The organism is Bacillus cereus G9842 (assembly GCF_000021305.1).
GTDB lineage: Bacteria > Bacillota > Bacilli > Bacillales > Bacillaceae_G > Bacillus_A > Bacillus_A thuringiensis_S.
In genome coordinates this window covers 2,515,134-2,527,751 of record NC_011772.1, presented here as the reverse complement: position 1 = coordinate 2,527,751, position 12,618 = coordinate 2,515,134, and the positions used below count along the sequence as shown (strand labels likewise).

The window sequence follows — 12,618 nt, the reverse complement described above, 5'->3', positions numbered from 1 at the left end:
TTTCAAACTATGAATTATAACTAATGTATTTTGTCTCACACATGTACACATTTTTTTCTTCAGTTGGGATATATACTTTAAACTTTTCTAACCGTTTTCCATAGATATGAATTGTGATAACGCTTTCCTTTTTGCTAATTTCAAGAATATGACAATCCGCAGGTGGAATGACTTTATCGGTTTCTCCTTCTCCCAAATAAAGATTTCCTGTATGTGTTAAATAAACAAGTGAATTTCCAAGTTGTTTCGTTTGTATAAAGTTCTGCACCATTATCCTTCCTGAAAAGACGCCTTCTACCCCCCATGTGCCGTCATGATCATGTAAAGGTGTAGATTGTCCATCTTTCCATACGAGAGCTAGTACTTCAAAACGTTTGAGCGGATCCTCATACAATAAATGTCGTGCATATTGAGTCGAATTCGCCTTCTGTTTATCTAACGGAAGCCATGTTTTCTTTTCTAAAAGTTCTTCTAGTAACTTTTCAATGCCACACACTATTTCTTCTTCAAATAAACCGTTTTCCATAAGATCTGTAACACCTTTAATAAACTTTTGAAATGATTTACTTCCATTACAAGTCAACATAGGAATCCTCCTCTACGTTTTATACAACTCCATATTAAGGTAATTACCTGAAACTCACAATTGAGAAACAAAAAACAAGATGCAAATGTATGCACCTTGTTGAGATTGTTATTTGGCTTTCAATCGAATAGGTAAGTATTTTAATGTTTGTTCATTTTCCAATATACATTTTTCTAAACAGAAAGATGGAGATAGCTCTATTTTTTCAAAAGCATTTATAAAGGTAGTTAATGCAATCTCAGCTTCTAAACGTGCAAGTGGTGCTCCTAAGCAAAAGTGAGGACCTTTCCCAAAGGTTAAATGCTTTTCATTTCCTATTCGATGTACATTAAATTGAGAGGGGTGTGAAAATTTTTTCTCATCTAAATTCGCTGCACTAACCCACGCAACAATCATCTGATCCTTTTTCATTAAAGGGCCAAATATATTTGTATCCTCTGTAATCCTCCGGGCCAATGTAACAGGAAAACGATAGCGTAATACTTCCTCAATCGCTTTTGAAATTAAGCTAGGGGTTTTTCTTAAATCTTCATAAATTCCAGGTGAATCTACTAAAAAGCAATAAAAGCTATTAATAATTAAATTTGTAGTGGTTTCATTCCCAGCCGCTAGTAAACCTAATGAAAAGGTTACAATTTCTTCATCGGTTAATCTTTCGCCTTCATATTCAGCTCGAATTAAATCGGAAATGATATCATCAGTTAAATGATATCTCTTTTCCTGAACGATCGGTAGAAGATATGCTTTGAATTCATTTAATGCTATCTCTTTCTCCGCATCCAGATCATTAAACTTTTCTTTACTATACGGCATAAATAAAATATCAGACCATTCTTTAATTTTTTTACGATCTGTTGTTGGGACTCCTAATAAATCAGAAATAACGGTAACAGGTAAAAGGGCAGCAAACTGTTCAACGATATTAACTTCACTATATTTTTCGATATGCTGTACAAGTTCATCTGCGATAGCCTGTATTCGAGGTTTCCACTGTTCTAGACTTCTTGGAGTAAATGCCTTAGAAACAATGGAACGTACATTGCGATGTTCTGGTGGATCTGTAGAGTTTATATTTATTCTAGTTTCTAATGGAGGGATTGAGAATTGTCTGCGCTCCCTTCTACTTGAAAATAAGCGATAATCTGATAAAACACGATTTACATCATCATATAAAAAAACATTCCATACATCCTGCTCTTCATCATAATGAACTGGGTGATTATCCCTCATCAAACGATACCATTCATATGGATTCCATAATTCTTCTTTTGTTTTCAGCTTTGAAATTTCATGAACTAAAATAACATTTTCAGGTGAAGCCATAGTTCTTTCCTCCCTTTTCTTTTACAATAAAAGTGATAGGTCGGCAGTTCAAAGTTGTATAAACTATCATATGTTATTTTAACATATACTAAAGGAGATTTTTCATTAGAGAACTTGAGAAATATATAAGGGGGATTTTTATGTACGTTGACATTTTACTACTAGCAGAATTAACGACAGGACCAAAACATGGATATGAAATCAAAAAAAATGTTCAAAATCGTTTAGGTGAGAATTTTGAATTAAATCACAACATGCTTTACCCTGCCCTTCGGCGCTTTGAAAATATGGGTGCTATAACGAAAAAAATACATAAACAAGTTGGAAAACCAAATCGAAATATGTACGATATAACAGAAACAGGAGAAGAAATTTTTTCTGAAATGTTACGAGAGTTTCCCGAAAAACTTGCGACAAATAATGCAGAATTTCTTGTTCGTATCGCACTATTTGAAAAACTTGAATATGAAGCTAGAAAAGAGATTTTGACTGTACGTCAAAACGTACTACATAATCAACTTACCGCTATCCAGTCTCTAGAGGTTACCTCACCCTTTATTACTGAAGTCATTGAATTTAGTAAATCACGAATTGAACATGAATTGAGTTGGATTACATCACTTATGAAGAAAATATGAAAAAATAACAAAAAAAGCTAAAATCAATGAATGAAAATGATATTTATTATCAATACTATCATTAATAAAAGGGCAACCACGATTTGGCTACCCTTAAACAATTTACACTTCTGGATCGAATGTTTTGCAATCTGTTTCTTCCGTTGTAGATGCATGTTTACCTTTATGACTTACTACGTAAATTGCCTCTGCACTACATTTATTACCGTTCGCCCAAAATTTACAGTTGTTTACTTCACATAAAACGTCTTGTGCCATAGTATCACACCTCCTTGTTCTATTATCATTAACAAAATTCGGAGGTATGATACTATTCGTCATCCATTTTTTATTCCCTTTTTAGCTTTCTTAATGGTTCAATATCTCCGCGTACAATAGCATCAATATTTCCAGTTATTTTTTCAATATCAAAATGCCACCATTGAATTTGCAATAATTCTTGAATTGTTTCATTTGAAAATCTCTCTTTTATTTTATTTGCAGGGTTTCCACCAACAATTGTATATGGTGCGACGTCTCTAGTCACAACAGATTTAGCTGCAATGATTGCACCATCCCCTATTTTTATTCCGGGCATAATTGTTGTATCCATACCAATCCAAACGTCATTTCCTATAACTGTATCACCTTTGTAAGGTAAATCAGACAAACTAGGTGTATACTTCTCCCACCCATTTCCAAATATATTAAATGGATATGCCGAAAATCCATCCATCCGATGATTGGCTCCGTTCATAATAAAGTTAACTCCAGATGCAATACAACAAAACTTTCCAATAATAAGGCGATCTCCAAGAAATTCATAATGATGTAATACTCGATTTTCAAATTTTTCTCCATCTTTCGCATCATAATAAGAATAGTCACCAACAAGTATATTAGATTTTGTTATTGTATTTTTTATAAATTGAACGTTTTGATTTCCTTCAATAGGGTATTTAATATTTGGATTAGGATTCATTCTGTACAGCACTTCCTTTACCACTTATTTCACTTTCTATCGCTATTACTGGCTTTAAATTGTATATAGGTATAATAAACAATAATCCAATTATAAAAAGTAAAGCCGTCCCTTCATACATCATACTTAATGAAAACATCTCTTTTAATGAGCCAGCTATACTCATCGTTACTACCATTGAACCGGTAAATAGCGGACTTAAAATACCATTTACACGACCTATAAAATCGGTATCGCTATTTTGAATAATAAGCGTATTAATACCAATTTGGATACAAGGAAGAGCTAAACCACTAAAAAGCTGCGCTGTAAGTGTAACCCATAAATTTGTAGAATACCCTATAATGCTAATACCAATTGCTTGACCAAGCATACCGATAATTAACATCTTTTGCGGAGCAACGTTTTTCGCAAATACCATCGCTAATGCCCCGCCAACAATCATTCCCGCACCATTTACTGTTAGTAGCCACTGTAAACTCTCTTTTGATAATCCTAACTGCTCAGTCACAATAAATATACCTAATGGCTGAATTAATCCTATACCTAGTCCTGCAGCCATAAAACAAAGCCCCAGCAAAGTTAATGCTTTTTTCTTTTTGACATACTTAATACCGTCCTTCATCTCCTGCAACAGAGTGATATCTTTCTTTTCTACGTCGTTTTCAAGATCTTTCGGAAGAAATAACAATACAACTGCCGCAAGTACAAACGAGATGCCTGTTATGATGATTGAAATATAAATTCCAAAACTATGAAAGATAAATGTCCCTAGGATTGGTCCTAATACCATAAATATTGCAAATATCGTTTGATATATAGACATTGCTAATTGAATTTGTTCCGTTGATAAATGTTGTTTAAACAACTTCATTCCAGATGGTTGTGAAAACTGTGAAAGGATTGCAGAGATGAGTGTCACAAAAAACACAATTTTCCACGTTCCAAACATAAGCGTAATTAATACAGCGAATACTGAAATGGAACTTAACGTCTCACACCATATCATTGTCTTCTTTGGCTTCCACCTATCAGCAGAAGTACCGCCAATAAATGAAAAAATAAAAATTGGAGCGAATTCAGCAACTGAAATCATCGAAATAGCAAAAGCATCACCTTTTGTCATTTCCATTACATATAGTAATACCGCAAAGTTTCGAACCCATATTCCTATTTGTAAAAATAATGCTGATGCTAAAATCCCTTGAACAAACCGATTTTTTAATACTTGTGATACCCCATTGTTTTGTTTCGTTACTACATTTGTCGACATAAAAAAGCCTCCTATTTCATGTTCTGAACAGGAGGCAGCACAAATCATATAAAAAGACTATATATTCGCAGAGCGAAATACATCCCTTTTCTATAAATGTACAGACTAACCCTATTCAGAAGAATATTTCGTTTTTTAACGAAGATCTCTTACAAATAGAATTAGTTGATCATTGGGATGTCTTCACCCTTCCGTTTCGAATTTAAATAACACATACATACTCTATGTAAATCATTTTCGATGTATGCATGTCTCCTTTTACTATTCTAGAAAGTTAAAGGCAATTCCTCTAAAGAACGCATTAAATAGTTACCTTGCCATTTAATTTCTTCACGATTCCCTTTTATTTGTAGTTCAGGCATTCGATTAAACAAAGTAGTAATAGCAATCTTTGCTTCCAACCTAGCAAGTGGAGCGCCTAAGCAGAAATGGCTACCATGACCAAAGGCAATATGACGATTATTTTCCCGAGTAATATCGAATACTTCTGGGTTTTCAAATACAGTTTCATCACGGTTTGCAGAAGCTAAGGCAATGACAACCATATCTCCTTTTTCAATTGTTTGGTCGTGAATTTGAAAAGGTTCATCTGCCCATCTTGAAGTTGTAACCTCAACTGGAGAATAATATCGTAGTCCTTCCTCAATAGCGGCATCAATTAATTTTGGATTTTCTTTTAATAACTGTAATTGATCTGGATTTTCGAGGAGCGCTAATACCGTATTTGTTATTAAATTTACCGTTGTCTCGTGTCCCGCCACAATTAGTAACATTATCATTGAATATAGTTCCCGAGCGCTAAGTTTATGCCCTTCACTCTCTGCAAGTATTAAAGCACTCACCAAGTCTTCTTTTGGCTCTTTTCGTTTAATATCAACTAAATATTGAAGATATGTAATAAACTCAGATAGTTGCTTTTCAGTTTCTTTTATTTCTTCTGGTGTTTCTGGGTAAGCAATGACAGCATGAGACCAAATTCTAAATTTCGCTTGATCTTCTTTTGGAATGCCAAGCATTTCACTTATTACAATAATCGGTAAAGGGAACGAATAATCATCAACAAGATTTAATGAACCCTTTCGCTCGACTTCATTTAACAAATCATCTGCAATATCCTGTATTCTTCCTTCCAATTGCGTGATCATCTTCGGTGTAAAAGCTTTTTGTACGAGTGATCGTAAACGATTATGGTTAGGTGGATCTGAATTTAACATATGAGTAGTTAAATAATCACTATTGTCAACAGTAAGAAACACATTCAATGTATCTTGAGAAAATACATTGGCTGGATCTTTTTTTAAGCGACTATCTTTTAAAAGTGGCAAAGCATCTTCATATCTTGTGATAAGCCATTCCGCACCTAGTTCAGTTTTATTCACAAATAAGATAGGTTGCATTTTTCTAGATTCTTTATAAATTTCATACGCATCTTCTTTAAATTGAGCTGAAGCTAAATTAATGCCCTCCTCTATTTTTAGTCCAACCTTGTTTTTCATTGACATTGTATTCCCTCACTCTCATTTGTTTTTGAAAACCAACCCAACATATGCATTATACTCTAATAAAAACGTGAAAATTGTAAATTTTTAACCAAAATCTTACTTCGTATATTGAAAAATAAAAAAGTGAGAGAGTAAAATCGTTTCACTCTCCCACTACTCTTTATGCGAAGCACATAAAATTACTAATTTGTTGATAGCGATAACTTACTTTACGACGACGACCACCTTGCCAAGTGTAACCTGATACTCCGTTTCTTCTCACTTCAGTCGGAAAGAACCATAAGTCCCTTCCGAAAGGACCAGGACGATGTAAACGTAAATAGCCCCATCTTCCTAGACAATTACACATCCATGATTTCATATTGCCCGCTTGAGATGGAGACGCAAAGGTAGACGGTAACGACGGAGCTTGCGACGGCGGTGGTGACGTTGGAGCATCTTCCGCATCATCTGGTCTGTAATCTTCTTGTTCCATATCTCTCGCTTCATCTACAGATTCATACCCGTAGTTTTGTGGATTATAATACATCGCTTGATCATATGGATAATTTTGTTGGTTATACATATTAACAAATCACCTACTTTTCATTCATTACCTTTAACATTTATATGTGATATGCCCTCTCTGGGAAGCTTATGTTATAGCCCAAATTCAACTTAAAAAGCTCGTATTATTAAAAATACGAGCCTTTCAAAAATAGAAGGTGTTTATTATTTCCTTAACTTCACACTATAAAAACGCATTTCATCTAACGAACCTTCAAATTCAAATACTTCTTGTTTAATTAATTGTTTCAAGCGATATTCTAAGAAAGTATCTCCAACCAATTGTTCAACAAGACCAAGTGCTTCACCAATTACTCTAGGAGCTTTGAGGAATTCTCGATCAGCACCCACACTTTTCGCGCATTCAATTATAAATTGATCAAAATAATCTTCTTGTACAGAATATACTTCATTTTCTTTCCACACTCTTAAACATTCTACGCTTCCCGATATTCTATCCCATTCATGTTCAAACTTCATTCGCTTCTCTTCAGTTAAATAAGGTAACTTTGCAAAACTTTTTTGGAATAGAGCTAAACTTTCAGGTGGTAATTCTCCAGTTCCACGAATATCATACTCTTGTTTTAATATTTCTCGACTTGCTTCAGATGTATTAATAACTCGAATGTTTTTCTTATCCTTTAATTGTGCCATTACAAAACTTAGGCCTACATGTTCATGTGCATTATCAGCCTTCCAAATTGTAATAGGCGTTTCAACAGGAATAGTATGTAGTTCTTCTATAGTTGCTATAAATCTTGATAAATATTCTTCTTCAAAATAACTATCATAAGCAGTTAAATTATTTATTAACCACTTCTGTCTTGCTAGTTGCCCCCCATTCGTATGCAACTTATATATCGGTCCAATTGAAAAGAATTCAGAAAAAGCAACAACACTCTCTTCAGATAATTCTTCTTGACTTAACATATATGTTAAGCAACCAGCCGTTGAATCATCAAAAGCAATATGTACGTGCGTACTTTCTTTTACATTTCTTTTATAAGTAGGATTACTCGTTAATTGTTTCGGAATATCCATCAAATTTTTAATTGTATCTTCACTATAGTTTTCTTTTAATAAGTTTAACTGTATGAGAATACTTTGAAGTAAATCTTTAACCTCATCCTCGTACATATCCTCTACAGCATTTTTAATTTTATCTATCACACAAATCCCTCTATTCATTTCAAAAATAACGTAGATTATAGTGTATCATTTTAGTATAGTTCTTTAAAGTCAAATCCAGATTGCTAGAGCAATCTGGATTTTCAACAAATACTTTCCTTATATTTTTGAATTGCTAAATATTTTTACTTTGAAAATCCTTGTATCTAAATGTATAATTATATAAAAACAAAAATATAGGAGCTACATTTATGGAGAAAGTACTTACTAATTATAGACATTACTTAAAAAATTGGAGATTTATATTTATTTGCATACTACCTGTTATCGCCTTATTCGTTACTTTCTATGTCATCTTCGAACTACTGTTTCATCAAGATTTCTACTTATCTAACTTAATTTCTGCTATCATATTATTTTTAATATTTACTAATGTTAAAGATAAATTTAAAATTAAAGGCTAAAGAACATTATTTAAAAATAGCCCTTTATTCTTGCATCCTACTATAAAATAAGCCTTGCAGTAAATTTTTACAAAAATAAGAGCACCCTGCAATTGGATGCTCTTATGTGATTAGAAGTTTTTTCTGAGTATTAAGTAAGACACGAAGATCTTGTCCTACTACATAATATATGCTTGTACTTATTATTTCGTGCATATATTAAGCACCATGTTCAGGTACTTAATATATGCATAGTCATTGCTAAAAAAATCTACTCAAATATTCACTATACAATTTCATATTTATAAATTAAAAAACATCCATTGGGGATGTTTTTTATCTAACGATTTTAAGCTTCCATAAACTTAGCCGGTACACCAATTTTTTCAACTACAGAAGATATATTAGTAGGATTAATCATTACATTTTCAATACATACTAATTTATTTTCTAATATCCCATTCTCTGTAGTAATAAGTTCTTCAAACCGATCTAAAGTCATTGAAAATTTGTGTTCACTTCCACCATTCATACTAACTTTTACATACTTCATAGTGTCACCGCCTTTCATAATAATTTACATTTCGACAAGAAGGCGCTTACACCCTTTTTTTATTTACTCTTGGATTTCTCACGTTTACATATATTTTGAGAAAAGAAACTACTATTATTTACTCACAAAATTATTACTAATAAGAAAGATAAAGATAAAAATGCACAAAGTGGAATATATAAACCAGTATCCATTCTAGCGAAGTGCGTATCTTTTTGTCGTTTAAAGATACCAAAATAATTAAACTCACCAATTACTCTAATAGAAAAGACGATCATACAAATCCAGGAACCGACTTGAATAATAACATTAGGAACTGCAAAATGAACAATATTTGCTTGTTGCAACAAAATTATCGCTGCCATACTTAATAATAATGCAATGAACAATGTCATTCCGGCACGAGGTGTAAACGCCTTTTCCCCTGATTTAGTTGGTATAACACTATTTGTCCCCCAATTACCTCCGAAACCCCAATATACATATAAAAAGCTAACTAAGAATAATATACAAGCAGATATATATGTAATGATAAGCATTTTATCCTCCCCTTATTTTATTTAACTTCTCACCTATAAAATATGCTATCCCCCCCCTCATTAGCAACCTTTATTTAATTACATAAAAAAACCGTAATGATTTATCAATATTAAGATAAGTCATTACGGGGTTATTAAACTTCATTATGCATTAAACCTATTTCTTCGGCGTTCCATCCTTGTTTGACCTTGAACTTCATTTTCTTTGTATGGATCTATTTTCTCTGTCATTTTATATGTTGCAACTGGTTCTTCGTACTTATGCTCATGTATCTTTTCTGGAATTTTACTTTTAGATTCTTTCCCACCAAACTTAAATAGTTTCATCTTTAATTTCGGTAATCTCGGAAGACGAATCTTAAATGATAATCTTTTGCGTTTCTTTTTTGGTCCAAGTAGATTTATATTTTCTTTATTATTATCTTTCTCTTTGCGGTGAATGAACATCGCAAGTAATCCTCCTAATACAAGTCCTCCAATTAATATTAATATATATACATAATGGCTTGTCATTAAACTCGTCATGCGTTCAAGTATGACTAACGACTGTACTTCTTTTATATCCCATAGTAAAGCGGCCCATAATGAGAATAATCCCAAAGTAAGTCCATATGTACGAAAACGAAATAAACATGGAATTAACGCGACACATGCAGCAATTTTCGCATTTGCTATGATTGAGCTTGTTGTAATATCCTGATGCCAAATAACTAACAGTAATGTTATAAATGGCGCATACGCTATCCAGCTGCATATACGTGAATACATCTTTTTAGCAAAATAACTACCGAAACTAGTAAAAAATAAAAGCCCTCCAATATATACAGATTGTTCTAGAGGGATTTGCTTTGTAAGTCCTGCAATTGGAAAGAGGACGCTCAGTAGCATTAAGAGCACATCTAATTTCTTCACCATTCCCCATTCCTTTCAAATTTTTTCAATTAATAAAAATCGCTTTTCCATTTGGTATAGTTTTTGTATTTCTAAAAAACATATTAATCCTGTCTGCACATAAAGTAAATATGTAAACGAAAAGATACTTGACAAATGATATCCTTATTTGCATAAAAAAATGACAAATCCTGATCGATATAACGAGCAGGATTTGTTTACTAGTATTTAAAGTAGAATAATTGAATCTTTCTTTTCTACTTTTACTACATCTACATCCAATTCATCATCAAATTCTTTAAATTCTCTTGCATCTATGTCAGTAATATAACTCTTTATTACTTTTTCCATATGTACGGAATATGTCATGTGTACATTCTTTTTCGAAAGCATACTAGAATTACAGCACATGTAATGTATCATTTTAGCGATATAATCCCTTTCTACAGGTTTTACACCTAATGGTAGAATTTCAATTATATATCGCTGAAAAACTTCACTACAATTAAGTGAATATTCACCAGTGCTATAATACATCCCTTTTTGATCTGCATATAAGCCTATTCTATCTAGAGCATCATCACATTCTATTACACCGTAGCTTGGTACATCAAAACCTGTATTTATTCTAATAATATTTAAGTTGGGAACCTTTAATACCTCTGGAACAATATCAGGTAAAATATCTGTATTAATTTCTTTATTTTGTAACTCTTTTATCCAATATTTTCTCAAATTTGCATCTACAATGAAGTAAACTTGTTCATTTTGTTCTTTTGCATATTGTACAATTTCCATTAATGTTTCGAAAACATATTGTTTAAAAAGAGCCCCCATATCATTTCTCTTTGATGGTTGTGATAAAAATGCATTATGTTTATTTATATTTAATAATACGTAATCAATCTTTTGCCACTCTGTATTCCCATATAATTTATATAAAATTTCTTTTCCTTTTATTTTTGAAAGAATAGGTAAGAAATCAAATTTCGATATTCGTTCAATTGATAAATTAACATATGTACAAGGTAAATTTATCTTATTCCAACTACGCTTCAAAAATCCTTTTTGTTCTAATAGACTAAAAACACTATTTACAATTGTTTTACGAGATACACTTTGGCCTATAAATAAATTAATAAATGTTGAAATACGATTTGTTCGTGCAAATCCCTCTCTAATGATTTGTTTTGGATCAATTTTTTCGCGTCCATCACAATTTTTCATTGCGATTAATGCTAATGTCGCATCACTGCGCTCACCCGCGGTAGCATAGACAGCTTTCGTAACATCATCTACAAGATTTGTTTTATATTTTTGACAATATTGCATTTTATATGGATTTTGTAACACCTTTTCAATATTGTATCTCACAATCTTTAATAATACTGGGAAATCTGTATTCAATACATAAGAATTTTCACCAATTTTAGTCAAAACAATTTCGCTATCAAGTAATGCTTGTTCTATTTCCAGCGCTATATTTTCAGACCAAACTTCTAATGTTAATGTCTCTAATCCTTTTGGTGCAAATAAAGGAAATAATTCATTTTTGTTATTTGTTGCTACCTTTTTACATTCTGGAAGTATTGTGAAATAAGAGAATTTACGCTGGAATTCTTTAAATAAATACTCTCTTTCCTTTACTTTTATACCTGGTTCTATTTTAGTACCTTGGACTTTATATATTCTTTCATTGTATGGAAATAACACCCTTTTATTTTCCCCGACAATATAATCTTTCGGATATTGGAGAATATGGTCTAAATCCAAATCTCCACCTATTTGAAAATCATCTTTTAAATTTCTAAATATCTTAATCCATTTCATGCCGGTTGTAGCTTGTTGCATTTTTAGTTTTACAAACCGTATTTTTTTATTATTTGATGCAAACTCTGGGGTAGAAATCAATATCATCCCTCGTTTTCGTCTGAAAAGTAAAGGAATATCTGGATGATTATATTCTTGATATTAAGACTGTTTTTATGAGCATTTCGTATAAGTATGATGTAACTGATTAAAGCTATTTTCAAAGACGACATATCGGCGATAATTTATGTCTATTCTGTATAAGTGTTAGCAAGTTCGTTTGCAAACTTGTTAGCACTTTTTTAAAACATAAACCAGAGGAGATTCATACTATTTAGTAACAATGTAAAATTGAATTTATCAAGGATATACCATTTAACAATTAGTTTGCAGCACTGAATGATTTACAAAAGAATACCCATCGAT

Annotated in this window: 14 protein-coding genes; 2 read left to right on the top strand and 12 right to left on the bottom strand. The window is 32.1% G+C overall.

Annotation, left to right across the window (positions count from 1 at the left end):
• Window positions 1–7 precede the first annotated feature (7 nt).
• Together BCG9842_RS12610 and BCG9842_RS12605 are read right to left on the bottom strand one after the other, a co-directional pair.
• Window positions 8–586 (bottom strand): cysteine dioxygenase family protein, encoded by a 579-nt coding sequence (locus BCG9842_RS12610; protein WP_000954440.1) that lies wholly within the window; start codon window positions 584–586, stop codon window positions 8–10.
• Window positions 587–694: 108 nt separating this feature from the next.
• Window positions 695–1,909, bottom strand: coding sequence for a cytochrome P450 (locus BCG9842_RS12605; RefSeq protein ID WP_000168021.1), 1,215 nt, complete (start codon window positions 1,907–1,909; stop codon window positions 695–697).
• A 140-nt stretch (window positions 1,910–2,049) separates the two neighbouring features.
• On the opposite strand from BCG9842_RS12605, the gene BCG9842_RS12600 reads away from it, so the two are divergent.
• Window positions 2,050–2,547: a PadR family transcriptional regulator gene (locus tag BCG9842_RS12600; protein WP_000289121.1), complete on the top strand. Its 498-nt coding sequence runs from the start codon at window positions 2,050–2,052 to the stop codon at window positions 2,545–2,547.
• 102 nt (window positions 2,548–2,649) lie between these two features.
• On the opposite strand, the gene BCG9842_RS12595 is transcribed toward BCG9842_RS12600, so the two are convergent.
• The 6 genes from BCG9842_RS12595 to BCG9842_RS12570 all read right to left on the bottom strand — a co-directional run bounded on the left by BCG9842_RS12595 (window position 2,650) and on the right by BCG9842_RS12570 (window position 7,999).
• Complete coding sequence (locus BCG9842_RS12595; protein WP_000046095.1) at window positions 2,650–2,805, bottom strand: DUF1540 domain-containing protein; 156 nt, start codon at window positions 2,803–2,805, stop codon at window positions 2,650–2,652.
• A 70-nt stretch (window positions 2,806–2,875) separates the two neighbouring features.
• Entirely contained in the window at window positions 2,876–3,508 is a 633-nt protein-coding gene (locus BCG9842_RS12590; RefSeq protein ID WP_001069207.1) for a Vat family streptogramin A O-acetyltransferase, read from the bottom strand.
• Window positions 3,498–4,781, bottom strand: coding sequence for an MFS transporter (locus BCG9842_RS12585; protein WP_000106407.1), 1,284 nt, complete (start codon window positions 4,779–4,781; stop codon window positions 3,498–3,500). The genes BCG9842_RS12590 and BCG9842_RS12585 overlap by 11 nt, the downstream gene beginning before the upstream one ends.
• A 266-nt stretch (window positions 4,782–5,047) precedes the next feature.
• Window positions 5,048–6,283, bottom strand: coding sequence for a cytochrome P450 (gene cypA, locus BCG9842_RS12580; protein ID WP_000062093.1), 1,236 nt, complete (start codon window positions 6,281–6,283; stop codon window positions 5,048–5,050).
• A 160-nt stretch (window positions 6,284–6,443) separates the two neighbouring features.
• On the bottom strand, window positions 6,444–6,848 hold the full coding sequence (locus BCG9842_RS12575; RefSeq protein ID WP_000282691.1) for a hypothetical protein: 405 nt from the start codon (window positions 6,846–6,848) through the stop codon (window positions 6,444–6,446).
• A 146-nt stretch (window positions 6,849–6,994) separates the two neighbouring features.
• Entirely contained in the window at window positions 6,995–7,999 is a 1,005-nt protein-coding gene (locus BCG9842_RS12570; protein WP_000565701.1) for a DUF1835 domain-containing protein, read from the bottom strand.
• A gap of 209 nt (window positions 8,000–8,208) precedes the next feature.
• Here BCG9842_RS12570 and BCG9842_RS12565 point away from each other — a divergent pair, with 209 nt between their 5' ends.
• Window positions 8,209–8,421: a hypothetical protein gene (locus tag BCG9842_RS12565; RefSeq protein ID WP_000416836.1), complete on the top strand. Its 213-nt coding sequence runs from the start codon at window positions 8,209–8,211 to the stop codon at window positions 8,419–8,421.
• A 328-nt stretch (window positions 8,422–8,749) separates the two neighbouring features.
• Here the strand turns inward: BCG9842_RS12565 and BCG9842_RS12560 are convergent, their stop codons facing one another.
• From BCG9842_RS12560 to BCG9842_RS12545, 4 genes are all read right to left on the bottom strand, one after another.
• Window positions 8,750–8,953 (bottom strand): hypothetical protein, encoded by a 204-nt coding sequence (locus tag BCG9842_RS12560; protein ID WP_000878369.1) that lies wholly within the window; start codon window positions 8,951–8,953, stop codon window positions 8,750–8,752.
• Between the two features lie 122 nt (window positions 8,954–9,075).
• Window positions 9,076–9,492: a DUF3995 domain-containing protein gene (locus BCG9842_RS12555; protein ID WP_000905580.1), complete on the bottom strand. Its 417-nt coding sequence runs from the start codon at window positions 9,490–9,492 to the stop codon at window positions 9,076–9,078.
• 144 nt (window positions 9,493–9,636) lie between these two features.
• Window positions 9,637–10,404: a DUF3959 family protein gene (locus BCG9842_RS12550; protein ID WP_015945798.1), complete on the bottom strand. Its 768-nt coding sequence runs from the start codon at window positions 10,402–10,404 to the stop codon at window positions 9,637–9,639.
• 207 nt (window positions 10,405–10,611) lie between these two features.
• On the bottom strand, window positions 10,612–12,294 hold the full coding sequence (locus BCG9842_RS12545) for an RNaseH domain-containing protein (RefSeq protein ID WP_000626096.1): 1,683 nt from the start codon (window positions 12,292–12,294) through the stop codon (window positions 10,612–10,614).
• Window positions 12,295–12,618 lie beyond the last annotated feature (324 nt).